General features: G+C 51.5%; 27 protein-coding genes. 18 read left to right on the top strand and 9 right to left on the bottom strand.

Annotation, left to right across the window (positions count from 1 at the left end; translation table 11 throughout):
- The first annotated feature begins 389 nt into the window (after window positions 1-389).
- Both OGY67_RS11485 and dhaR read left to right on the top strand, forming a co-directional pair.
- Window positions 390-1,487 carry a glycerol dehydrogenase gene (locus tag OGY67_RS11485; protein WP_079935257.1) on the top strand — a complete coding sequence of 366 codons (1,098 nt, stop codon included), beginning with the start codon at window positions 390-392 and terminating at the stop codon, window positions 1,485-1,487.
- A 91-nt stretch (window positions 1,488-1,578) separates the two neighbouring features.
- On the top strand, window positions 1,579-3,504 hold the full coding sequence (gene dhaR, locus OGY67_RS11480) for a dihydroxyacetone kinase operon transcriptional regulator DhaR (protein WP_003828512.1): 1,926 nt from the start codon (window positions 1,579-1,581) through the stop codon (window positions 3,502-3,504).
- On the opposite strand, the gene OGY67_RS11475 is transcribed toward dhaR, so the two are convergent.
- From OGY67_RS11475 to OGY67_RS11460, 4 genes are read right to left on the bottom strand one after another with little or no spacing between them, the layout of a single operon-like run.
- Complete coding sequence (locus OGY67_RS11475) at window positions 3,482-4,012, bottom strand: cob(I)yrinic acid a,c-diamide adenosyltransferase (protein ID WP_008785856.1); 531 nt, start codon at window positions 4,010-4,012, stop codon at window positions 3,482-3,484. The genes dhaR and OGY67_RS11475 overlap by 23 nt on opposite strands.
- Window positions 4,013-4,366 carry a glycerol dehydratase reactivase beta/small subunit family protein gene (locus OGY67_RS11470; RefSeq protein ID WP_286573977.1) on the bottom strand — a complete coding sequence of 118 codons (354 nt, stop codon included), beginning with the start codon at window positions 4,364-4,366 and terminating at the stop codon, window positions 4,013-4,015.
- 16 nt (window positions 4,367-4,382) lie between these two features.
- On the bottom strand, window positions 4,383-5,546 hold the full coding sequence (dhaT, locus tag OGY67_RS11465) for a 1,3-propanediol dehydrogenase (RefSeq protein ID WP_003024734.1): 1,164 nt from the start codon (window positions 5,544-5,546) through the stop codon (window positions 4,383-4,385).
- 22 nt (window positions 5,547-5,568) lie between these two features.
- On the bottom strand, window positions 5,569-5,997 hold the full coding sequence (locus OGY67_RS11460) for a GlcG/HbpS family heme-binding protein (RefSeq protein ID WP_003828504.1): 429 nt from the start codon (window positions 5,995-5,997) through the stop codon (window positions 5,569-5,571).
- Window positions 5,998-6,389: 392 nt separating this feature from the next.
- Here OGY67_RS11460 and OGY67_RS11455 point away from each other — a divergent pair, with 392 nt between their 5' ends.
- The 5 genes from OGY67_RS11455 to OGY67_RS11435 all read left to right on the top strand — a co-directional run bounded on the left by OGY67_RS11455 (window position 6,390) and on the right by OGY67_RS11435 (window position 11,342).
- Window positions 6,390-8,057: a propanediol/glycerol family dehydratase large subunit gene (locus OGY67_RS11455; protein ID WP_057067396.1), complete on the top strand. Its 1,668-nt coding sequence runs from the start codon at window positions 6,390-6,392 to the stop codon at window positions 8,055-8,057.
- An 11-nt stretch (window positions 8,058-8,068) separates the two neighbouring features.
- The gene (locus OGY67_RS11450; protein ID WP_008785852.1) at window positions 8,069-8,653 is read left to right on the top strand and encodes a propanediol/glycerol family dehydratase medium subunit; all 585 of its coding nucleotides are present in this window, start codon (window positions 8,069-8,071) and stop codon (window positions 8,651-8,653) included.
- Window positions 8,654-8,655: 2 nt separating this feature from the next.
- The gene (locus tag OGY67_RS11445) at window positions 8,656-9,084 is read left to right on the top strand and encodes a diol dehydratase small subunit (RefSeq protein ID WP_258885863.1); all 429 of its coding nucleotides are present in this window, start codon (window positions 8,656-8,658) and stop codon (window positions 9,082-9,084) included.
- A gap of 10 nt (window positions 9,085-9,094) precedes the next feature.
- Entirely contained in the window at window positions 9,095-10,909 is a 1,815-nt protein-coding gene (locus OGY67_RS11440) for a diol dehydratase reactivase subunit alpha (RefSeq protein ID WP_286573976.1), read from the top strand.
- 109 nt (window positions 10,910-11,018) lie between these two features.
- The gene (locus tag OGY67_RS11435; protein ID WP_001573898.1) at window positions 11,019-11,342 is read left to right on the top strand and encodes a DUF1889 family protein; all 324 of its coding nucleotides are present in this window, start codon (window positions 11,019-11,021) and stop codon (window positions 11,340-11,342) included.
- 379 nt (window positions 11,343-11,721) lie between these two features.
- Here the strand turns inward: OGY67_RS11435 and OGY67_RS11430 are convergent, their stop codons facing one another.
- Window positions 11,722-12,765, bottom strand: a complete 1,044-nt coding sequence (locus tag OGY67_RS11430) for a phage integrase (RefSeq protein ID WP_057517732.1) — start codon at window positions 12,763-12,765, stop codon at window positions 11,722-11,724.
- Window positions 12,765-13,394, bottom strand: coding sequence for a phage repressor protein CI (locus OGY67_RS11425; protein WP_151217910.1), 630 nt, complete (start codon window positions 13,392-13,394; stop codon window positions 12,765-12,767). Before OGY67_RS11425 ends, OGY67_RS11430 begins: the two co-directional genes overlap by 1 nt.
- A gap of 92 nt (window positions 13,395-13,486) precedes the next feature.
- Between OGY67_RS11425 and OGY67_RS11420 the strand changes: the two genes are divergently transcribed.
- The 11 genes from OGY67_RS11420 to OGY67_RS11370 all read left to right on the top strand — a co-directional run bounded on the left by OGY67_RS11420 (window position 13,487) and on the right by OGY67_RS11370 (window position 19,506).
- A complete protein-coding gene (locus tag OGY67_RS11420) occupies window positions 13,487-13,750 on the top strand; it encodes a hypothetical protein (protein ID WP_074011536.1) in 264 nt (87 codons plus the stop codon).
- Window positions 13,751-13,780: 30 nt separating this feature from the next.
- Window positions 13,781-14,290, top strand: coding sequence for a phage regulatory CII family protein (locus OGY67_RS11415; RefSeq protein WP_061873355.1), 510 nt, complete (start codon window positions 13,781-13,783; stop codon window positions 14,288-14,290).
- 7 nt (window positions 14,291-14,297) lie between these two features.
- Window positions 14,298-14,525, top strand: coding sequence for a phage filamentation protein Fil family protein (locus OGY67_RS11410; RefSeq protein ID WP_080211872.1), 228 nt, complete (start codon window positions 14,298-14,300; stop codon window positions 14,523-14,525).
- Window positions 14,512-14,712, top strand: coding sequence for a hypothetical protein (locus OGY67_RS11405; protein ID WP_151217780.1), 201 nt, complete (start codon window positions 14,512-14,514; stop codon window positions 14,710-14,712). Before OGY67_RS11410 ends, OGY67_RS11405 begins: the two co-directional genes overlap by 14 nt.
- A gap of 66 nt (window positions 14,713-14,778) precedes the next feature.
- Window positions 14,779-15,012 carry a DUF2732 family protein gene (locus OGY67_RS11400; protein WP_151217779.1) on the top strand — a complete coding sequence of 78 codons (234 nt, stop codon included), beginning with the start codon at window positions 14,779-14,781 and terminating at the stop codon, window positions 15,010-15,012.
- Entirely contained in the window at window positions 15,012-15,236 is a 225-nt protein-coding gene (locus tag OGY67_RS11395; protein ID WP_151217778.1) for a TraR/DksA family transcriptional regulator, read from the top strand. Before OGY67_RS11400 ends, OGY67_RS11395 begins: the two co-directional genes overlap by 1 nt.
- Entirely contained in the window at window positions 15,237-15,509 is a 273-nt protein-coding gene (locus OGY67_RS11390; protein ID WP_103014766.1) for a DUF3850 domain-containing protein, read from the top strand. It abuts the gene before it with no gap.
- 95 nt (window positions 15,510-15,604) lie between these two features.
- The gene (locus OGY67_RS11385) at window positions 15,605-17,749 is read left to right on the top strand and encodes a replication endonuclease (RefSeq protein ID WP_502872216.1); all 2,145 of its coding nucleotides are present in this window, start codon (window positions 15,605-15,607) and stop codon (window positions 17,747-17,749) included.
- Window positions 17,750-17,865: 116 nt separating this feature from the next.
- Window positions 17,866-18,306, top strand: coding sequence for a DinI family protein (locus tag OGY67_RS11380; protein WP_000373436.1), 441 nt, complete (start codon window positions 17,866-17,868; stop codon window positions 18,304-18,306).
- 79 nt (window positions 18,307-18,385) lie between these two features.
- Entirely contained in the window at window positions 18,386-19,117 is a 732-nt protein-coding gene (locus OGY67_RS11375; RefSeq protein WP_286573974.1) for a hypothetical protein, read from the top strand.
- A gap of 179 nt (window positions 19,118-19,296) precedes the next feature.
- Window positions 19,297-19,506, top strand: a complete 210-nt coding sequence (locus OGY67_RS11370) for a hypothetical protein (protein ID WP_024132455.1) — start codon at window positions 19,297-19,299, stop codon at window positions 19,504-19,506.
- A 73-nt stretch (window positions 19,507-19,579) separates the two neighbouring features.
- Here OGY67_RS11370 and OGY67_RS11365 read toward each other — a convergent pair whose 3' ends face one another.
- The 3 genes from OGY67_RS11365 to OGY67_RS11355 all read right to left on the bottom strand — a co-directional run bounded on the left by OGY67_RS11365 (window position 19,580) and on the right by OGY67_RS11355 (window position 23,765).
- Window positions 19,580-20,518 carry a hypothetical protein gene (locus tag OGY67_RS11365; protein WP_001161212.1) on the bottom strand — a complete coding sequence of 313 codons (939 nt, stop codon included), beginning with the start codon at window positions 20,516-20,518 and terminating at the stop codon, window positions 19,580-19,582.
- Between the two features lie 431 nt (window positions 20,519-20,949).
- The gene (locus OGY67_RS11360; protein ID WP_087856846.1) at window positions 20,950-21,996 is read right to left on the bottom strand and encodes a phage portal protein; all 1,047 of its coding nucleotides are present in this window, start codon (window positions 21,994-21,996) and stop codon (window positions 20,950-20,952) included.
- Window positions 21,996-23,765, bottom strand: coding sequence for a terminase ATPase subunit family protein (locus OGY67_RS11355; RefSeq protein ID WP_286573973.1), 1,770 nt, complete (start codon window positions 23,763-23,765; stop codon window positions 21,996-21,998). Before OGY67_RS11355 ends, OGY67_RS11360 begins: the two co-directional genes overlap by 1 nt.
- Window positions 23,766-23,916 lie beyond the last annotated feature (151 nt).

Raw genomic sequence — 23,916 nt, 5'->3', positions numbered from 1 at the left:
AACGACCACAATGCGAGCTCGCTCGACTTTTTCCTCTCGCGATGAATGCAGGTCACACGGTACTGTCAGCTTTTTTTTACCGGTATTTTGGCAAGTGAGTGGGTAAAAGAGAAAGTGAGATTCGTCTGTGCCGGAGATTTGGTGGCAAATGCACGGATCGGGATCGCAAACCTTATATTTTTTATGGTTAAGCGTTCCAATATGAAACATGTGTTGTTTTTATCTGTTTCATATCAGAACAAAAAGACGAAAGATTTTTTTGTGCACGCCTCGCCATACAGTTATTGCATCGCTCCGGTACCTCCCGTTTTCGCCGTCAGCATCAGGCCAAACAGGTTAACGCCAGGGCTCACCATGTAAAAACATGTACTTATTTGAGGATGAAAGGAATGCTAAAAGTTATTCAATCTCCAGCCAAATATCTCCAGGGTCCTGACGCTTCCACCTTGTTTGGTCAATACGCTAAAAATCTGGCGGACAGCTTTTTCGTGATTGCGGATGACTTCGTGATGAAACTGGCGGGAGAGAAGGTACTCAACGGCCTGCACAGCCACGACATTAGCTGCCATGCGGAACGCTTTAACGGTGAATGTAGCCATGTTGAAATTAATCGCCTGATTACCATTCTGAAACAGCACGGTTGCCGCGGCGTGGTTGGGATTGGTGGTGGGAAAACGCTGGATACCGCCAAAGCGATTGGCTACTACCAGAAGTTGCCGGTGGTGGTGATCCCGACTATCGCGTCTACCGATGCGCCAACCAGCGCGCTGTCCGTTATCTATACCGAAGCCGGTGAGTTTGAAGAGTATCTAATCTACCCGAAAAACCCGGATATGGTAGTGATGGACACTGCAATCATTGCCAAAGCGCCGGTACGTCTGCTGGTGGCCGGGATGGGCGATGCGCTCTCGACCTGGTTTGAAGCGAAAGCCTGTTATGACGCCAGAGCGACCAGCATGGCGGGCGGACAGTCCACCGTGGCGGCGCTGAGCCTGGCGCGCTTGTGCTATGATACCCTGCTGGCGGAAGGCGAGAAGGCACGCTTTGCCGCGCAGGCCGGCGTGGTGACCGATGCGCTGGAGCGTATTGTCGAAGCTAACACTTACCTCAGCGGCATCGGCTTTGAAAGCAGCGGTCTGGCAGGGGCGCATGCGATCCACAACGGCTTTACGATTCTGGAAGAGTGCCACCATTTGTACCACGGTGAAAAAGTCGCCTTTGGTACGCTGGCGCAGCTGGTGTTGCAAAACAGCCCGATGGAAGAGATCGAAACCGTGCTGAATTTCTGTCAGAAAGTAGGCCTGCCGGTAACGTTAGCGGAAATGGGCGTGAAAGAAGACGTTGACGGCAAGATCATGGCGGTGGCGAAAGCGACCTGTGCAGAAGGTGAAACCATCCATAATATGCCGTTCCCGGTAACGCCTGAAAGCGTACATGCCGCTATTCTGACGGCAGACCTGCTGGGGCAGCAGTGGCTGGCGCGTTAATCAGTCGTCGGTAGGTTTTTATCCGGCATCTTCTCCCCCTCTGACAGTCTCTGCCGGAGGGGTTGTCTATGGTTAAACAGCGGAAAGGGATATGACGGCGCACACGCATAGCATCGGGAAGGAAGTCTCTTCAGTCATTGCCCAGTCATGGCATCGTTGCAGCAAGTTTATGCAGCGGGAAACCTGGCAGGCGCCGCATCAGGCGCAAGGGCTGACCTTTGAGTCGATTTGTCGTCGCAAGACGGCGTTGCTGACGATCGCTCAGGCTGCGCTGGAAGATGCCTGGGAGTTTATGGACGGCCGCCCGTGCGCGCTGCTGATTCTGGATGAATCAGCCTGTATCCTCAGCCGTTGCGGCGACCCACAGACGGTGGAACAGCTGGCGGAGCTTGGGTTTCGCGACGGCAGCTACTGTGCGGAAAGCATCATTGGCAGTTGTGCCCTGTCGCTGGCGACGATGCCGGGCCAGCCGACAAAAACCTCTGGCGATCAGCATTTTAAACAGGCGCTGCATCCGTGGTCGTTCTGCTCGACGCCGGTCTTCGATAACCATGGTCGACTGTTCGGCTCCATCTCGCTGTGTTGTCTGGTGGAGCATGAGTGCGTTTCTGATTTATCCCTGACGCTGGCGATAGCCAGAGAAGTCGGCAACTCTTTGCTGACCGACAGCCTGCTGGCTGAATCCAACCGCCATCTGAACCAGATGTACGGGCTACTGGAAAGTATGGATGATGGTGTGATGGCCTGGAACGAACAGGGCGTATTGCAGTTCCTCAATGCGCGTGCGGCGCTGCTTTTGCATCTCGATGCACAGGCCAGCCAGGGAAAAAATATTCACGATCTGCTCAATCTCCCCATGCTGCTGCGCCGGGCGATCAAACATGCCCGCGGCCTGAATCACGTCGAAGTTACCTTTGAAAGCCAGCATCAGTTTGTTGATGCCGTCATCACCCTGAAACCGATTGTTGAGGAGCAGGGCAACAGCTTTATCCTGCTGCTGCATCCGGTGGAGCAAATGCGCCAACTGATGACCAGCCAGCTCGGCAAGGTGAGTCACACCTTCGAGCAGATGTCGACTGACGATCCGGAAACCCGCCGTTTGATCCACTTTGGACGCCAGGCGGCGAGGGGGAGTTTCCCGATCCTGCTGTGCGGGGAAGAGGGCGTTGGTAAGGAGCTGCTGAGCCAGGCCATTCACAACGAAAGCGAGCGCGCCAGCGGGCCGTATATCGCCGTGAACTGTCAGCTGTATGCCAACAGCGTGCTGGGGCAGGATTTTATGGGCAGTGCGCCCACCGACGATGAAAATGGTCGGCTGAGCCGTCTTGAACTGGCGAACGGCGGCACGCTGTTTCTGGAAAAAATTGAATATCTGGCGCCGGAGCTGCAATCTGCGCTGTTACAGGTGATCAAGCAGGGGGTACTAACCCGCCTGGATGCCCGTCGGCTGATTCCGGTGGATGTCAAAGTGATCGCCACCACCACGGTTGATCTCGCCAATCTGGTGGAGCAAAACCGCTTTAGCCGTCAGCTGTATTACGCGCTGCACTCTTTTGAGATAGTGATCCCCCCGCTGCGGGCGCGGCGTAACAGTATTCCCTCGCTGATTTATACGCGGCTGAATAGCCTGAAAAAACGCTTTTCATCCAGTTTGAAGATCGACGACGACGCGCTGGCACAGCTGGTGGCCTATTCGTGGCCGGGCAATGACTTTGAGCTGAACAGCATTATCGAAAACATCGCCATCAGCAGTGATAACGGCCATATTAGGCTGAGCAATCTACCGGATTATCTGTTTGCCGAACGTCCTGGTCTGGAGACGGCGTCTTCACTGCTGCCAGCCAGTCTGACCTTTACCGCTATCGAAAAAGAGGCGATTATCCATGCTGCTCGCGTCACCAGCGGGCGCGTACAGGAGATGTCGCAACTGCTGAACATTGGTCGCACTACCTTGTGGCGCAAGATGAAGCAATACGACATTGATGCCAGCCAGTTTAAGCGCAAGCATCTGGACTAGTTTCTTCAATTCTCGCCATCGAGAACAGCGCGTCCGACAGTCGGTTGATGTAACGCCTGGGTTCATCGCGTAACGTCAGCGTTCTGCTCATTGCGATAAGGATCCGCTCCAGTCGGCGCGTCAGAGTTCGCGCAACGTGTAGCTGTGCCGATGGCAGATTTTTCCCCGGAATAACAAACTCTTTGAGCGGGCCGCTTTGCGCCATATTGCGGTCAATAAGCTGCTCCAGCGCCTGAATATCCTCATCGCCAATACGCTGTTGTAAGCGAGCGAGTCCTTTCTCATCGCTGGCGAGTTCCGCACCCAGTACAAACAGCATCTTCTGCATGGCGTGCAGATCCTGGCGTAGTTCAGCCTGGTGCGTGCTGGCATAGCAGACGCCAAGCTGGGAAATCAGTTCATCCACCGTGCCATAGGCCTCAACGCGGATGTCGTCTTTGTCGATACGGCTGCCGCCAAACAGCGCGGTCGTGCCTTTATCGCCGGTTCGGGTGTAGATGCGGTACATTTATTTTATCTCGCTGAAGGGAAGTACTTTAACCAGTTGACCGGCATTGGCGCCAAGCGTTCGGATCTGCGCAATTCCGGCGCGGATATGCCCACGGATCAGCGCCCGATCTTCGGGCAACTGGGCGTGGGTTAAAGCAATATCACCCGTGGCGTTAAGACCCAGACCGACACGTAGCGTTGAGCTTTTGGCCGCAAGTTTGCTCAATGCCAGCGCGCAGTCATGCTCGTCGCAACAGATTGCCCGGCAAGGGACGCCTTGCTCTTCCAGTCCCCAGCACAGCTCATCAAGCACGCTAGTATCCTGCCAGCGTGAGTGATAAAACAGATGTACGCCCGGTGATGAAAGTGACATTGCGCCCCCTTATTTATCAGAATGCCTGACGGAAGATCTCGGCAATTTCTTTCTCGTTCCCTTTACGCGGGTTGGAGAAGGCATTGCCGTCTTTCAGCGCCATTTCCGCCATATATGGGAAATCGGCTTCTTTAACGCCCAGATCGCGCAAATGCTGCGGAATGCCGATGTCAGCGGAGAGACGGGCAATGGCGTGAATGGCCAGTTCGGCGGCATCCATGGTGGAGAGTCCGTCAGTGTTTTCGCCCATAAATTCTGCGATATCGGCAAATTTCTCCGGGTTAGCGATCAGGTTATAGCGCGCCACGTGCGGGAGCAGTACGGCATTCGCCACGCCGTGTGGCATGTCGTACAGACCGCCAAGCTGATGCGCCATTGCGTGAACGTAGCCGAGGTTGGCGTTGTTGAAGGCCATGCCCGCCAACAGAGAGGCGTAGGCCATGTTCTCGCGAGCTTTCAGGTTGCTGCCCAGCGCTACGGCCTGACGCAAGTTGCGTGCGATCAGGCGAATAGCCTGAATAGCGGCGGCGTCGGTGACCGGGTTGGCATCTTTGGAAATATAGGCTTCTACGGCGTGGGTCAGGGCGTCCATGCCGGTCGCGGCGGTCAGCGGAGCGGGTTTGCCGAGCATCAGCAGCGGATCGTTAATGGAGACCGACGGCAGGTTGCGCCAGCTGACAATCACAAACTTCACTTTGGTTTTGGTATTGGTCAGCACGCAGTGGCGGGTGACTTCGCTGGCGGTACCGGCAGTGGTATTCACTGCAACGATAGGCGGCAGCGGGTTGGTCAGGGTTTCAATCCCGGCATAGCTGTAGAGATCGCCTTCGTGAGTTGCCGCGATACCGATGCCTTTACCGCAGTCATGCGGGCTACCGCCGCCAACGGTAACGATGATATCGCAATGCTCTTTGCGAAAGACCTCCAGACCATCGCGCACGTTGGTGTCTTTGGGATTTGGCTCAACGCCGTCAAAAACCACCACGTCAATGCCTGCTTCACGTAAATGGGCGAGGGTTTTATCTACCGCACCGTCTTTAATAGCCCGCAGACCTTTATCTGTAACCAGCAGCGCTTTTTTACCGCCTAACAGTTTGCAGCGTTCGCCGACAACGGAAATAGCATTGGGGCCAAAGAAGTTCACATTTGGCACCAGGTAATCAAACATACGATAGCTCATAATATACCTTCTTAGATTTAAATTATAATTCAGAGAAACAATTCAGTGCGGTTTCTGCTAATAATCTGTCTTGTTCGACAGTGCCGCCGCTAACGCCAACGGCACCAATTAATTTACCGTTTAATATGACAGGTAAGCCGCCGCCGAAAATAACAATGCGCTGTTGGTTAGTAAGCTGCAAACCATATAGCGAAGCGCCAGGTTGCACCGCGTCGGTAATTTCATGGGTACCCTGGCGCAGGCAGCAGGCGGTATACGCTTTATTAAGAGAGATATCACAGCTGGTGACAAACGCATCGTCCATGCGTTGCATTAGCAGCGTATTCCCGCCGTGATCCACCACGGAAAAGACCACCGGAACGTTGATCTCAAGCGCTTTAGCCTCAACGGCCTGCGCCATTTTTTTTGCAGCCGCCAGCGTAATGGTGGCAATTTGTTGGCTCTTATTCACAGTCTCTCCTGAAAATGTTGTAGGGCTGAGGTCACGAAACATATCGCGCAACAGCTATTTTTATCATTGGCTTTACCTTATTTTCTCGCCGCACGTTATTAAGTCAATAGGGTGGGTTTTTCATAAAAATTAAATTCATTTCCCTGATTTTGCGTTTATTGATAATGATCATTTAACCTCGTCACAATTCACGATGGATATTCCTGAATTGCGTTTCAATATGGAACGATGCGTTTTTATTAGGTGCCAAATTGGAACGAAATTAATTTTATTTTTTTATTGCTTGGCTCATTTAGAGTTCGGCCATTGCTGATGAAAGGCGAATACCGGGTGTGGTGTCCCCGGCAATATGGCCCGGCGTCCCTATTTTTTACCTTTTGAGTCAATAAATCATGAGAAGATCAAAACGATTCGAAGTGCTTGCGAAGCGGCCTGTAAATCAGGATGGGCTGATTGGCGAATGGCCTGAAGAGGGGCTGATCGCCATGGAAAGCCCCTACGATCCGGCGTCGTCGGTGAAGGTCGAAAATGGTCGTATTGTTGAGCTGGACGGTAAGAGCCGCGCCGAGTTCGACATGATCGACCGTTTCATTGCCGATTATGCCATTAACGTGGCCGAAGCTGAGCGCGCCATGCAGCTCGACGCGCTGGAAATCGCCAGAATGCTGGTGGATATCCACGTCAGTCGGGAAGAGATTATTGCCATTACCACCGCCATCACCCCGGCGAAAGCGGTGGAAGTGATGGCGCAAATGAACGTGGTGGAGATGATGATGGCGCTACAAAAAATGCGTGCCAGACGCACTCCCTCCAACCAGTGCCACGTGACTAACCTGAAAGATAACCCGGTACAGATTGCCGCCGACGCTGCTGAAGCGGGGATCCGCGGCTTTTCCGAGCAGGAAACGACGGTCGGGATCGCCCGCTACGCGCCGTTTAACGCCCTGGCACTGCTGGTGGGTTCCCAGTGCGGTCGCCCCGGTGTGCTGACGCAATGTTCCGTTGAAGAGGCCACGGAGCTGGAGTTGGGCATGCGAGGGCTAACCAGTTATGCCGAAACGGTGTCGGTGTATGGCACAGAATCGGTGTTTACCGACGGTGATGACACGCCGTGGTCCAAAGCGTTTCTCGCCTCGGCTTATGCGTCGCGTGGTCTGAAGATGCGCTACACCTCCGGCACCGGCTCGGAAGCGCTGATGGGCTATTCCGAAAGTAAATCGATGCTTTATCTGGAGTCGCGCTGCATTTTTATCACCAAAGGCGCGGGCGTACAGGGGCTGCAAAACGGCGCGGTCAGCTGTATCGGCATGACCGGCGCAGTGCCGTCAGGGATCCGCGCGGTGCTGGCGGAAAACCTGATTGCCTCAATGCTCGACCTTGAAGTGGCCTCCGCCAATGACCAGACCTTTTCCCACTCCGATATTCGCCGTACTGCCCGCACCCTGATGCAGATGCTGCCGGGTACCGACTTTATTTTCTCCGGTTACAGCGCGGTACCCAACTACGACAACATGTTTGCCGGGTCGAACTTCGACGCTGAAGATTTCGATGATTACAACATTCTGCAACGCGATCTGATGGTTGACGGCGGTCTGCGTCCAGTCACGGAAGAGGAAACCATCGCCATTCGCAATAAGGCCGCACGCGCCATTCAGGCAGTGTTCCGCGAACTGGGCCTGCCGCTGATTAGCGATGAAGAAGTCGAAGCTGCTACTTATGCTCACGGCAGCAAAGATATGCCTGCGCGTAATGTCGTTGAGGATTTGGCTGCCGTGGAAGAGATGATGAAGCGCAATATCACCGGGCTGGATATCGTCGGCGCGTTGAGTTGCAGCGGCTTCGAAGATATCGCCAGCAATATCCTCAACATGCTGAGACAGCGTGTTACCGGTGATTACCTGCAAACGTCGGCCATTCTGGATCGCCAGTTCGACGTCGTCAGCGCCGTCAACGACATCAATGATTATCAGGGACCTGGTACCGGCTATCGCATCAGTGCCGAACGCTGGGCGGAAATTAAAAATATTGCGGGCGTGGTTCAGCCCGGCTCGATCGAATAAGGCGGTACACAGTGGAATGCACAACTGAACGTAAGCCGGTTTTCACCTTACAGGTGAGCGAAGGCGAGGCGGCTAACGCGGATGAGCGCGTTGATGAGGTGGTGATTGGCGTCGGCCCGGCCTTTGATAAGTATCAGCATAAAACCTTGATTGATATGCCGCACAACGCGATTTTGAAAGAGCTGGTTGCAGGCATCGAAGAAGAGGGACTGCATGCGCGAGTAGTGAGGATCCTGCGCACCTCGGATGTTTCTTTTATGGCATGGGATGCGGCAAATCTCAGCGGCTCAGGCATTGGGATTGGTATCCAGTCGAAAGGAACCACGGTGATTCATCAGCGCGATCTGCTGCCGCTAAGTAACCTGGAACTGTTTTCTCAGGCTCCGCTGCTGACGCTGGAAACCTATCGTCAGATTGGTAAAAACGCCGCGCGCTATGCACGCAAAGAGTCGCCTTCGCCGGTGCCAGTGGTCAATGACCAGATGGTGCGCCCTAAGTTTATGGCCAAGGCCGCGCTGTTTCATATCAAAGAAACCAAACACGTGGTGCAGGATGCTGCGCCTGTCACGTTGCATATTGCACTGGTAAGGGAATGACCATGAACGACAACATCATGACCGCGCAGGATTACCCATTAGCCACCCGCTGCCCGGAGAAAATCCAGACGCCTACCGGCAAGCCGCTAACCGACATTACCCTTGAGAATGTGCTGGCGGGCCACGTAGGGCCGCAGGATGTGCGTATTTCTCAGCAAACGCTGGAGTACCAGGCGCAGATTGCCGAGCAGATGCAGCGTCATGCCGTGGCGCGCAATTTTCGTCGTGCGGCAGAACTGATTGCGATCCCGGATGCCCGCATTCTGGAGATCTACAACGCACTGAGGCCGTTTCGTTCTTCATTCGCCGAGTTGCAGGCCATTGCCGATGAACTGGAACACACCTGGCACGCCACGGTGAACGCCGGGTTTGTCCGCGAATCGGCAGAGGTATACCAGCAGAGAAATAAACTGCGTAAAGGCAGCCAGTGACGGAGGCAGCATGCCGTTAATAGCAGGGATCGATATCGGCAACGCCACCACTGAAGTGGCGTTGGCGCAGGATGGCCGGTTTATCGGCAGCGGGATTGTCGCCACGACCGGGATGAAAGGCACGCGGGAGAATATCGCCGGGGTGATCGCGTCCCTGCAGCAGGCGCTGGATAAAACGCCGTGGTTGCTGCAGGACGTGGCAAAAATCTGCATCAACGAGGCCGCACCGGTGATTGGCGATGTGGCGATGGAAACCATCACTGAAACCATCATTACCGAATCAACGATGATTGGCCATAACCCGCAAACGCCCGGCGGCGTTGGCGTGGGCATGGGAACTACCATCGCCGTGGAGAAGTTGGCGGCGTTGAGCGAGGATCGATTTGCCCAGGGTTGGATACCGTTGGTGGGTGAGGAGATGGATTTCCTTGAGGCGGTTTGGTTTATCAATGAAGCGCTGGATCGCGGCGTCAACGTGGTGGCGGCCATCCTGAAAAAAGATGATGGCGTGCTGGTGAATAATCGCCTGCATCGGCCAATACCGGTGGTTGATGAAGTCACTCTGCTGGAGAAGGTGCCGGAAGGCGTGCTGGCGGCGGTGGAAGTGGCGGCCCCGGGACAGGTGGTGCGGGTGCTGTCGAATCCTTACGGTATCGCGACCTTCTTTGCCCTGACCCCTGAGGAAACGCAAACTATTGTCCCCATCGCCAGAGCGCTGATTGGCAACCGTTCCGCCGTGGTGCTGAAAACCCCGCAGGGAGATGTGCGATCAAGAGTGATCCCGGCGGGTAAGATCTTTATCCGTGGTGAAAAGCGTGGCGGTGAAGCCGACGTAGCGCAAGGCGCGCAGGCCATTATGCAGGCGATGAGCGCCTGCGCGCCCGTGTGTGATATTCGTGGTGAAGCTGGCACGCACGCAGGCGGCATGCTGGAGCGGGTGCGAAAGGTGATGGCCTCGCTGACCGGTCATGACATGAACACGGTGCATATTCAGGATCTATTGGCGGTTGATACATTTATTCCGCGCAAGGTGCAGGGCGGCATTGCCGGAGAGTGTTCAATGGAGAACGCCGTGGGCATTGCGGCGATGGTGAAAGCCGATCGTTTACAGATGCAGGCCATCGCCAGTGAGCTGAGCGCCCGGTTAAACACGCCGGTTGAAGTTGGCGGCGTGGAGGCCAACATGGCCGTGGCGGGGGCGTTAACTACGCCCGGATGCGCCGCACCGCTGGCGATCCTCGACTTAGGCGCAGGATCTACCGATGCCGCCGTCATCAATAGCGACGGCGTAGTGAAAGCGGTACATCTGGCCGGCGCGGGGAATATGGTCAGCCTGTTGATTCAAACTGAGCTGGGCTTAAGTGATGCATTTCTGGCGGAGGAAATAAAAAAATACCCGCTGGCAAAAGTGGAGAGCCTGTTCAGCATTCGCCATGAGAACGGCGCGGTGGAGTTTTTCCGCGAACCGCTCAGTCCGTCAGTATTCGCCAAAGTGGTGTACTTGAAAGAGGGCGAGCTGATCCCGGTAGATAACCAGACTTCGCTGGAAAAAATCCGTCTGGTGCGCCGACAGGCTAAAGAGAAGGTTTTTGTGACCAACTGCCTGCGCGCGTTACGTCAGGTGTCACCCGGTGGCTCTATTCGCGATATGACTTTTGTGGTGCTGGTAGGTGGTTCTTCGCTGGATTTTGAAATCCCGCAGATGATCACCGATGCGCTGGCGCATTACGGCGTTGTCGCCGGGCAGGGTAATATTCGAGGTACCGAAGGGCCGCGTAATGCGGTGGCAACTGGGCTGGTTTTAGCCGGAGAAGCAAAAAAATAGCGCAGAAAACAGCCGCGCAAGCGTTTAGCTGCGGGGTAAGTCAAATAAAGGCGATGTTCTCTTTGATATCCCGGCGGAGTTGGGTACATAGTATAAATGTGTCTCTCACGTGGTTAATTTTAAGGATAAGAGCATGCCAACAGCAATTGAGAAAGCATTGGATTTTATTGGTGGTATGAACACTTCGGCGTCAGTACCACATTCAATGGATGAAAGTACCGCTAAGGGAATCTTAAAGTATTTGCATGACTTAGGTGTGCCAGCAAGTCCGGAAGTTGTGATGGCACGGGGTGAGCAAGAGGGATGGAATCCCGAGTTCACGAAAAAAGTGGCCGGATGGGCAGAAAAAGTCGCCTCCGGTAACCGCATCCTTATCAAGAACCCAGAGTATTTTTCAACCTATATGCAGGAGCAGCTCAAAGAGCTAGTGTGAGCTGACTATCGAATTAAACTCTAACGGACGTTTCCATCCCAGGATGGCGGCGTCCAGATGGGGTTGCCATTAACATGCTGTTTTCTGAACAGGTGTATCGCGTAAATAGCTTTAGCCCCCGCCAGCCATGTTCTTCTGTGTACTCATTCAACATATTGATGCAAGCAAGTATTGATTTGTTCCAGGGCAAACTCTTTTTTGCTACATGCCAATTTCTACGGAATACCCATAAAAAAAGGACCTGCGATTTCTCGCAAGTCCTTGATATTTGGTGGCCCCTGCTGGACTTGAACCAGCGACCAAGCGATTATGAGTTCCTACAGGAACAACCGAAAATCAATACTTTGCGTTTAAAAACAGTTAATTAGATTATCAAAAATTATCTATGATTATCATCATTACTCATTTCTACCGCCACTTTATCGCCACTCACCGCCAGAGGGTTGAGCTTAACGGCATCCTCTAAATGGTCAGGAGCAAAGTGCGCATATCGCATCGTCATTTTGATGTCGGTATGGCCGAGCACTCGCTGCAAGACCAGAATATTGCCACCATTCATCATAAAGTGGCTGGCGAAGGTGTGGCGCAAAACGTGGGTCAGTTGCCCTGCCGGAAGTTCGATGCATGTTCTTTCCAGTGCAGACCGGAATGCGCCATAACAATCGCTAAATAACCGACCTTTTTTATCATTAGGCAGAGAATCGTAAAGTTCTTTGCTAATTGGAACGGTGCGATTTTTTCTGCCTTTCGTGTTGGTGTATGTGATTTTGTATTTCGCAAGCTGGCTTTTTCTCAGGCTCTCAGCCTCAGACCATCGAGCGCCAGTTGCGAGACATATTTTTACCACGGTTTCTAAATCAGGGTGGTCATGCCGTTTGCATTCTCCGAGCAGTTGCGCAATCTGGTCGTGAGTTAACCAAGCCATTTCCATTTCTTCTGTGCGGAAAGGGCGCATATTCTTTAGCGGATTTTCACCCTTCCATTCTCCAAGACGATTTAACTCATTAAACACTGCGCGGAAGTAGGCGAGTTCAAGATTAAGCGTGCGAGGGGAAACCTCTTTAACCCTATTTGAACGGGCATGCTCACCCTTTAGCCGCTTTTCCCGGTAGCGAGAAAACATCTGCGCATCGAAATCGCGTGCGAGCGGTTCGCCCATGCACTCAAAGGCATGATGCATAGCTAACTGACGTTTTAGCCCGTCTTTCAGAGTAATACCGTGAGCGCTGTACCATGCGTCAACCAGTTCTTTTAATGTGCGTCGATCTTCCTTTTCTTCCTGCCAGGGGTTTTGTACGGTGTACTGCTCAAATGCCAGCGCCTCGCCTTTAGTTGCGAATTTCTTTCTGATTCGTTTGCCTTTTGCTCCGTTTGGATAGAGCTCGCAAATCCAGCCTCCGTCCGGATTTTTACGGACAGTCATTAACTCACCTCACTATATACACCCACCACGCGGCCTAATGTTTGAATGTCATCAACCAAGCATTCAAAAGGGACTTTCCCTCCGGCAACGTGTAGTTTTCTACCTGGTAAAATCGTTAACTCACGAATGCTTTTTGCGCCCTCAATATCTACAAGCCATGAACCATCTGACAGCAAGGCATCAGTCTCAATAAAGTGAGCCGCATTGTCCGACAGTATGCATTGTGGGTTGTTAAGCGGTCGATTAAAGAGGGACTTAGATATCCTCAAATCTGTACCGTCAATCAATCGACCTTCACTTAATGTGAATGATTTGACTGTTAACTCATCAGATTCAACAGGTGCCTTGAGGTTACTGCCTGATAGCTTTTCCCCTTTACCTGTAAGCAACCATTCTACATTTGCACCTGTTTCCAGAGAGCAATGAACTATGAAGTCATAGGAGATAGCCCCTCGTGTGTAGCGGTTTTGCAGGGAACTGGCCGCAATATTGAAGTGCCGTGCAAGCTGGATTTTTTGAGCAAATCCGTAGATTTCACAAATCCTATCTAAGACGTGTTCGTTACTAATTTCTGAATTAATTTCCATAAAATTCGCATCCGAGTATTGACCGTTGCGGCTTTTGCGCATTAACATGCGGCTTAACCGTAATGCATTGATGATAATCGCTGACAATCGAAGAGCATCAATGATAATTATTGATAAACAGGGAATGATGCAATATGGCTTCTGAAATTACAATTGTGAAAATTCCAAGTGAGATTGTTTCTCCTCATGAGTTTGCCGCTTTAGAGCGGGTCTCTATCGCTACAGTTCGTCGCTGGACTACTGGCGACAACCCTTGCATACCAATCGAGCCGCGAGTCATTAAGCCAGGTCGTAAACGTGCAAGCGGCATGGTTCGCATTTACTACGCGCGCTGGAAAGAAGAGCAGTTGCGCAAGTCGCTGGGACATTCCCGCTTTCAACTCGTTATTGGTTCTTGATTCACTTTATGTGAATTATAAGGATGCAGCATGTTAGATTTTCGCGTTTCGTCACATACACACTTTGATGACGCTTGCAGTAAATTTGCAGCCTCTCACAACGTTAAAGAGCTAGCGGTAAAGGCTGGCATCAAGCCTCATACGCTTTATAACAAGCTAAACCCTGAACAGCCGCACCAGTTAACTCCCCGCGAGATATGGACGCTGACAGACCTGACCGAAGACTCAACCCTCGTTGATGGTTTTCTGGCGCAGATTCATTGTCTGCCATGCGTGCCAGTTAATGAGCTGGCTAAAGACAAATTGCAGTCTTATGTCATGCGCGCAATGAGTGAACTCGGTGAACTGGCGAGCGGTGCGGTATCTGATGAACGACTGACCACTGCCCGTAAGCACAACATGATTGAAAGCGTTAACTCCGGCATTCGCATGTTGTCATTGTCGGCTCTGGCGCTGCATGCACGTCTGCAGACTAATCCCGCTATGTCGAGTGTGGTCGATACCATGAGCGGTATTGGCGCATCGTTTGGTCTGATTTGAGGTGCGTATGCTGAAAACTGAACCGTCATTCGCGTCTCTGCTCGTTAAGCAAAGCCCAGGCATGCACTACGGCCACGGCTGGATCTCAGGTAAGGACGGCAAGCGCTGGCACCCGTGCCACTCACAGTCCGAATTATTAAAAGGGCTGAAAACAAAGTCGCCGAAATCGTCAGGTTTTTTAATTATTCGTATTGTCCACTTTGTAATTAAAGGAGTGAAACATGTCACGCGATGAATTAAGAATTGTTTTAGGTGCCATGATTCCAAATATGGAGGAAGGTTTTGAAATTAAAACCCGCGATGGCGCGATACTTCGTGTTGACCCTGAGTGGGAGTGCTGCAAAGAATTTAAGGATGGATTAAAAGCTGAAATTATCAAGCAGTTAAAAAATAAACCTGCTGTTGTATTTGGATATAGTTAATTAATTAAACGTAATTACTTGGCGTAAACCCGCCGGGCATTCTTTTGCCAAAAATCAGGAGGATATATGAGTCGAACTATTTATTTATCAACGCCGAGTAGTGCTGGCGAGCACGCTCTGGAGTCTTTGTTTAAAGAAGCAAAAAAAGAAGAGCGCAAAGACCGCGCTCTCGCCGTTTCAATCCGTCTCGAAGCTCTGGCCGTTCACATTACCAATTCAAATATGACCGGCAAAGAAGCGGCCGAACTTTTGCGGCGCGAAGCCACTCGCTTTGAGAACGAATCACAGGAGCTGCACTAATGGCCGACACAATTGATTTAGCCCAGCAGCGTGAGCAGGAAGACCGCGAGCGCTACATCAACAAAGCGCGCAGCCGTATCGCTGCGCCTTCCCGTTTTTTCTGCGAAAAATGTGACGCACCAATCCCAGAAGCTCGCCGCATTGCGATTCCGGGCGTGTCTTTGTGCGTGACCTGCCAGCAAATCGACGAGCTCAAATCTCAGCACTACAGGGTAGGGGTGTAAATGGGCACTGTTCACGAACTAAAAATAGGACCGATGTTTTTTTCTGAGGTTTTATCAGGCAATAAAAAAGCCGAATTCAGAATCAATGACCGCGAATTTAAGTGTGGTGACTTCTTGATGTTGCGTGAATGGGAAGGTGAATACACCGGCAATCAATTTATTGTGAGAATTACTCACATATTAGAAGTTAGCAAGTTAGTAAGTGATTGCAGCAATTGGGTGATGTTGTCTATTGAGCCTATTAATGACCAGTCAGCTTCCGTGAAGGGGTGAACGTGGGGATTTCTTACGCTTACCCGTGGAATGCTCCACGGTCGGCAATAGCCAGCCCATATCTTACCTATGACCAACAGCATCGCCGCGACCGTATGTTCGCGGCTTTGCTGCATGCGAGAAAGGTGCTTTCTCTCCAGCCAGAGTGTGTGCGCTTTGATGTTTATCGTACCGCAGCGGTGCTGGAGCAAAATCAGGGCAGTCAACGAGCCAATGCCTTTTTAATCAGCTTCTGCAAAAAGGCATTGCCGCGTCTTGAACTGGTCGCAAAAAAATACGAGTGCGCGGGTATTAACAGCAATGTATCAGGTGCTGTTTTCGATGGTCATTTTGATACCCAGCTTATGCAATATTTGGCGTCACGCATGGTCAATATGGTCGCCAGATTTAACCGCCTCCCGGATATGTCGCGCGCCGATATTGACCTGCTGGCCGCTGATATCGCTAATTTCATTCGTGCTGAACTGGCTGATATTGATGACACCGGATTTAGCGAACTCAAAACGCTGTACACCTGGTACATGCGCGCCGGTTTTATTTCCCTGCAATTCAACGTTACACCGCCGAAATGGGAGCGTGTGACTAAAAAATATTTTGGCGAGGATGAAATCGCACCGGCAGTGATGCGTATGTTTAATGAGATTTGGTGGCGTGGTCGTTTACGTCGCATTGCGTCTGCATGGCGCGAACATCTACAAATTGCTGTTGGCAACGTCAGTAAGAAAAAACACGCCTACGCGAGTAAAAACTGCGTGACTGACTGGCGCGAGCAGAAGCGCCGCACGCGCGAATTTCTTAAAGGACTGGATCTCGAAGACGAATACGGTAATCGCATCAGCCTGATTGAAAAATTCGACGGCTCGGTCGCTAATCCAGCAATACGTCGCTGCGAGCTGATGGCTCGTATACGTGGGTTTGAAAATATCTGTAATGAGCTCGGTTATGTCGGGGAGTTTTATACTCTGACTGCACCGTCTAAATATCACGCTACCACCAAAGCGGGCTACCGTAACAGCAAATGGAACGGAGCAAGCCCGTCAGACACGCAGAGCTATCTCACGGGTCTTTGGGCGCGTATTCGCGCCAAGCTACACCGGGAAGAAATCCGCATTTTTGGCATACGTGTTGCCGAGCCTCATCACGACGGAACGCCGCATTGGCACATGCTTATGTTCATGTTGCCGGAAGACGTCGAGCGTGTGCGCCTCATCATCCGTGATTATGCGTGGGAGGAAGACCGCCACGAACTGAGAAGCGACAAAGCCAAAAAGGCGCGTTTTCATGCCGAAGCCATTGACCCGGAAAAGGGCAGCGCTACCGGATATGTAGCTAAATACATTTCCAAAAATATCGACGGCTATGCTCTCGATGGCGAAACCGACGATGAAAGTGGTGAGTTATTAAAAGAGTCTGCTCCAGCTGTTTCTGCATGGGCGGCGCGCTGGCACATCCGTCAGTTTCAGTTTATTGGCGGTGCGCCGGTGACGGTATACAGGGAACTACGCAGAATGGCTGACCCTGAAACAGCCAGGGCGCTTAGTGTTGAGTTCGCCGCAGTGCATGATGCAGCCCACTATGGCCGCTGGGCTGATTATGTGAATGCTCAAGGCGGACCATTCGTTCGCCGTGACGATTTACAGGTACGTACATTGTATGAGCCTCGAACTGAATTTAATCAGTATGGCGAAGAAACTGTGTGTATCAAAGGTGTCTACGATGCCTCGATTGGTGCTGGCTCTCCTATTCTAACCCGGCTCACTCAGTGGAAGATTGTTCCAAAACGTGCCGTTGATTTGGCCGTTGACGTTAAGGGCGCTTCTGCGCCCTCTCGGAGTTCTGTCAATAACTGTACGGGAAGCGAAAGCGATCCACCGAAACTCGATTTATCAAAACCACTGAGCCGACGTGAAAGACGAGAACTGACAAACCGGCTCAGGAAGCCAAAACCAGCAATGCGGCGAAAATTCATCCACGGAACGGATGAGCAAAATGCAGCTATAGCGAAAACTATCGACGAAATACATCTGACAACCGGCATCACTATTAGCCGGGGCGAAGCCTTGCACCTGATTGCAGGTGGCAAAAGTTGCTTTGATGGTAAATGGTTGCGAGGAACGGCCACAGGAGAAATATTTACCGCAGCGCCATCACATCAGGCTAAAGCTAAGGAGCATCAGACCAAAGCTACAGAAATCCTCAATCGTGTTGCGGCTTTAGCTGAACTGGCAACGAAAGCATAACCGTTAATATTCATCCATATCATGTACATACAGTGTATTTACTGCTTTTTTTTCTTCACATTTTTTATCAATACGTGCTACTGTATGTTTATACAGTATCTCGTTATGGAGGTTGTGTGGATAGAGAGTTAAGTGAGCACGTTATGATTGAGCGGGTCGAAATGATTGCGCGTCTGACGGCTGAAGGGACTTGTCAGGAAAGAGACCGTGAAATCGCATTGAATTTAATTGCGGAGATAGCAAGAGGCAACTTAATGAAAAACAATAATTTTTCTGTTGTTTTTTCCGCGCCGCCAGTTGATGAAACTTTTGCGAGGGAGAGCAAGGTGAGGGTAAATATCACATTAGATAAAGACCAAATAGTCGGTCAGCCGGTGATTGATGCTTTTCAGAGTGAATTATCTAGGCGAATACAGTCTGTTTTTCCATCGACGCGAGTTACGGTCAAAAAGGGATCCATGACTGGTGTCGAACTGATGGGGTTCGATAAAGATTCAGACCGCGAAGCGCTGGACGCTATTCTTCAGGAAGTTTGGGAAGATGAGAGCTGGCGGTAGCTCTTCAAAAAAGCGCCAATATCAACCTCATGTTTGGTAGCATGGGGTTGTTTTTTATGGGATTAGATAAAGGAAAATCATGGATACCGTAATAGCATTTTTATCTCTGGCTCTTTTTATTGCTTTTATCATTGGTCTTATCAAGCCGTCGCTGGTTAGGATGCCAAATCGAAAGCGCTCAAGTGCGGTTTATCTCGGCGGCTGTCTGGCGCTGGGCGTTATTGGCTCAATATTATGGCCGACTGAAAAGGGTCAGCCTGTAGCGAAAAATGATGTACCGACGGTTAAAGCGGAACCGGCTACGCCAACGTTTGAGTACGCAGATAAAACCCTCAAAGAATATCGCAACGAGCCAAAAGAAACCCGGCACGAAATCGTTAAAGACTATGTTGGCTTCAAAGGTGTACCGGCCAGCTCTGCAGATGTTTTTTATGCCTGTATGAGTGAGTACACTTTTACTAAAGATGATGCGTTAAAGCTCGGTGAGGTGTTGGGGTGGTGTTTCAACGACTTTGAGAAGGATCCACAATCTCTAAATAATAAAATCAACCTTGATGTATTTCAGGGAAATTTTAGCGGTTGGGATGGCTCTTATCGTCCGTTAGAGAAGCTGATAAAAGCCAGCATGAATGATGATTCCTCTTATAAACATGTTTCAACGGTTTACCATCTTATTTTGAATAAAGACCCGCATGCCGTTGTCAAAACAACGTTTCGCGGAACTAATGCTTATGGTGGAGTGGTTAAACAGACCGTAGCAGCGCGCGTCGATGTTCGAACGGGTGAGGTTGATTCAATACTCGAAAATTAAGTAATACAGTGACAAACGCCGCCGGTGTTGAAAAACGACTACCGCGAGGCGTTTGTCCTGCCTTTCAAAATTTCCAGATGTGTTATTGGTTACACACTAGTGATGAATGGGACGTTACCTTAGCGGGTTTTATAGTGGCGCTTTGACGACACTAAATAAAATTCATTGAGGGCGATATTATGCATCGACTACCGGGAGAAATTCCGCAGCACAAAACTAAAAGCATAAAACTGATGGCAATCGTTCATCGTCTGCAGACGATAATGGTCAATGAGAACCTGACGCCAGCAGAACTGGTTGGGTGTGCAGAAATAGTCAGGGATAACTACGGCAAACTGGATAATATCAGCAGGCCGATACAATACGCACCTCCACCACGTCGTCCATAGCAAACGTCGCCAGCGATGAAACTCGCTTTCAGTGCTGGCGGGGTTGAACAACGAGCTACGCGAGGCGTTAGTGTTAATTTAGTTTTAATGAATGGTACTCAACCGAGTCGACCTTAGATTTGATATATGTACAATCATTTACAGAGAGTAATGCTGCTAGTAAGCGACATACCAGAGCCTGCATTTCTCGTAATATATCATCACCATATTGACCGCCATTAACACTGGAGAAACCAAGCGGTTGACCATAGAAAATAGCCTCATGAAAATTATCATTGCGGATGGTTGTAATATTTTTTTTGCCTGTTACCCATGAAGGCCGTGGTATGCCATAGGTTTCGCACAGCCATTTTAACCGCCTGGAGTGATTTAACGTTTTTTCAGGGCACTTGTTTTTTTCTGCCCACGCTAAAGCAAAACAACCATCCAATGCCATGTAAAGATACTGGAACTTTTCAAATGAAAGGTATTGTGGGTTGTGAGATAAAAATAGTGCGTGCACCACTGCCGCTATTTTTATTGGTGATTTCTCAGTTTTTTGCTCGCTAGATATGTAATTGAGGGCCAATTCTATGATTGCTTTTTCAGAGCATCTGCCGAGAATAAAGTCTGTTAACTTAGCAGGCTTGATGGGGGTTGCATCTAAAAAACCAGCATCGGTGGTTGTTAATCTCATCCCCCTGAAAAAAGACAGGCACCACACAACAAAGTTGAGAGTTTCTAGCGAGGATGTATTTTTTAATTTTAGTATGTGCGTTTTTGGCAATCCGAATACTCGGCAACTATAAGGCATTATGGATATGCCGCCATTAAAGTTATATATCTCTTGGTTTCCTGGGTATATCCAGCCATTAACAACATTTTTGTCATTGTTAACGCGCTCTACTTTCTCAGCGAGGCCGGGTAAAGTAAGTAAAGAAAAATTTTCAGTCTCAATGTTAACTTCTACTGGATAGTATCCAAACTCAGATCCAATCTCATCGGGCTGCTGTTCGTTAACTTCACCTTGCATATCTTTCTCCGTTCAAAAATAGGCTCGATAGTTATGGAGAGGCTATCATGTTTGGAAATTGCCAATGTTCGTGATTTTTGTAAATTTAAGGTGATTTATCAATAAATAAGCTGTGCATGCAACAGGTGCATGGTTTTGCATGCGTCAGGCTTGCCCGTTCTGGTAGTGCGCCGCCAGAGCTGGCGCGGATCCAGAGTGGTCATGCAACTGCATTAAAACCGACCCATAAAGCGGGCAGGCGTGGCGGGGAAAGCATTGCGCGCCAGAGGTGGTGCGGAATAATAAAAATTATCGTCTGAGCGCCTCGTAATGGCGCTATCGTGGTTGCTGTTGCTTCGTTGGTGGTCGTGTGTGTTCGTGCGCGTGTGGCGCGTCTGAGGCGTGATGGTGGCGGGGTATGAAAAAGCCGCCATGCTGGCGGCTTGAGGGGGTTATTCCGGGTTGTCGAGGGTGTACTCTTTGAACCTGATGACCTCCATGCCGAGCCAGTCGTTTACCTCCCTGAACCTGTCCTGTAGCGGCGACAGCTCATTGCGCACAAATACCTTTGCCACCTTCTCAACGTCACCGAGTGAGCCGATATTCTCGGGCTTGCCGCCCATTAGCTGGAACGGTACGCGGTGCGCATCCATCAGGTCGGCGGCACTGGCTTTCTTGATGTTGAAAAAGTCATCCTTTGTGGCGACCTCGCTCAGTGGCACGATTTTGATGCCGTCCGGTTTTCCGCCGGGGGCGTAGAAAAACAGGTTCTTAAAGTTGCCGAGCCCTTTCGAGTTACGCATCGCCTCGCGTAGCGATTCGACGTCGGTCGCGCTCTGCGCAGGGTCAGTCACATACATGATGTAACCCGCGTGCGCGCCGTTCTGGTAATACTTGCGGCGAAACAGCGTTGCGGATTCATTCAGCCAGGCAGAATTAAGCGCGCTGAGATATTCCGGCAGGCCGTAAATCTCCTGATTAATGTCAGGCTCCAGCAGGTGAAATACGGTGTCAGGCGCGAATTCATGCGGCAGAGTGAAGTTTTCCACAAACCAGAAAATCGAATCATCAACCCCACGACGGGTGTATTTGGCCGGTGAGGTCAGTAGCTTGATTAACTGGCCGGTGACGCTGTGGCGCTGCTCAAGAAAGGCGTTGCCGAAGACCAGATAGTCGAGCGCAAAACGGCTGAAATCCTGACGGGACAGCAGCGGGTGTGGAATGTAGGTGCTCGCGAGTACGTTGCGTTTAACGTAAATCGGTGAGCTGTGATGTACAGCAGAGCGCAGGCTCTTTGCCAGCCCGGAAAAGCTGACCGGCGGCTCGTACCATTTGCCGTTACTGATGCACTCGACGTAATCCAGAATATCGCGCTTGTCGAGCACCGGCACTGGCTCACCGAAGGTGAACGCTTCCATTTTTTGCGGTGCGCTGGCTTTCAGTTGCTGTGGGGCGCGTGTTTTCTGCGCGGCGGCTTTGCGGGATTTTTGCTTACCCATTAGTTGAACTCCAGAATAGATTTAGGCTGCATGCCGCTACCGGCAGAAAGCGGTTCGTTTAACAGGGCGTGCATGGTCGCCCATGCGATATCGGCGTGACTGGCTTCCTCGGTACGACTGGCCTCGTAGGTGGCGCTTCGCCCGCTGCTGGTCATGGTTTTGCGAATCGACATAAACGACTGCGTGACATCGGTTGCCCCGGCGTCGTACTCCAGACAGCCACGGCGAATGGTGTCTTTCGCCTTGAGTACCATCGCGGTTTTCATTTCAGGTGTGTAACGGATGCCGCGTGCCGCCGGGTAGAATGAGCGCACCAACTGGAACACGCCGAGACCGAGGCCGGTTGCATCAATGCCGATGTATTCGACGTTGTATTTCTCGGTCAGCTTGCGGATGCCCTCTGCCTGTGCGGCAAAGTCCATACCCTTCCACTGGTGGCGCTCAAGCATGCGGAACTTGCCACCCGAGACCACCGGCGGCGCGAGCACGACGCACCCGGCACTGTCGCCAGTGTGCGACGGGTCGTAGCCAATCCAGACCGGGCGAGAGCCGAAAGGATGGTCGGCGAACGGGGCAAAATCCTCCCATTCTTCCATCACATCGACCATGCAGCGCTGCAGCTCCTCGAACGGGAATACCGATGCCTTATCGTCGACAAACTCGCACATAAACAGGTTTTTAAAATCATCATCACTGTTTTCGCGTTTGAGCTGGTCGAGGTCGAACAGGGTGCAGCCCCCGGCAAGGGCGTCCTCAATGGTGACAATCTGCCGCCACTGGCCATCATCGCAGAGCTGACCACCGGCGAGTGCGCGGTGACTGATGTCGATTTCGATGTGGTCAGCGGCACTGGCGCGCCCCTTGTTGAACAGCTCACCCGACCAGAAGGGGTAAGCCCCGTGCGCCAGCGTTGAGGGCGTCGAAAAGTAGGTTGAGCGCAGGTGCTTCTGCGATGCCATGCCCGAGGCGACTTTGCGCAGTTTCTGAAAGTTCGGGATCCAGAATATTTCATCGACATACAGGTCGCCGTTATGGCTCTGCGCGGTGTTGGAATTGGTACCGAGAAAAATCAGTTTTGCGCCGTTGTTACCGATGACAATCGGGTCGCCGGTCAGGTCAACGTCGACCAGTCGCGCAAACTGGATGATGTATTCGCGGAACACGTAAGCCTGCGTTTTACTGGCTGATAAAAATATCTGGTTATGGCCGGTCTTGAGCGCGCGCAGCAGTGCCTCGCGGGAGAAATAGAACGTCGCGCCAATCTGGCGGGATTTGAGAATGTCGCGAATACGGTGCGCCAGTCCTGCGCGGTACCACTGCAACTGGTACTCGAAAGACTGGTCGAAAAATAGCTCCTCCAGTTTCTCGATAGCCTCGTCGCTGAAAAAATTCTTTTTCGGCTTTTTGCGCTCCCCTTTGTTGCGGTTGGCGACGTTGGGGTTAAGGTCGGCCTCGTTGCCGGTCTGGCTATAGCGGTTGACGCGCGCCAGCCGTTCAATCTGCCGTCCGAGCAGGTCAATCTCTTTGAAATCGCCGCCTGTCTTTTGCGGCTTGGCGATGAGCTGAATCAGCCTGGCCTCAAGGCTGCTTTCAACGCGGGAAATCGGCGCGATGCCGTCCCAGCCGTCGCGCTGCTTCCAGCTCTGCACGGTCGGGCGCTTGACCTGCAGCATTTCGGCAATCTGTGGCACGGAAAACCCCTGCCAGTAAAGCAGCGATGCCTGTCGTCGCGGGTCATGCAACAAGGTTGTATCGGTGGAAATGGTCATTGATGCCTCGCCGTAGTGGATTCAGGGCAAGGCTACTTAATGGCCGTCAGTGATTCGCTAAGGTGCTGTTGTGTGGGGGATTGTCCAGCCGTCATCGGTGGTCTGGTGTGCTCTGAGTCTGGAAACTGGCGTTGACCAGTAACCCTAACTT

The organism is Citrobacter sp. Cpo015, assembly GCF_030333035.1.
GTDB classification, from domain to species: domain Bacteria; phylum Pseudomonadota; class Gammaproteobacteria; order Enterobacterales; family Enterobacteriaceae; genus Citrobacter; species Citrobacter portucalensis.
Note: the sequence above shows the minus strand (reverse complement) of the source record. Positions and strands in the feature narration are given on the sequence as shown.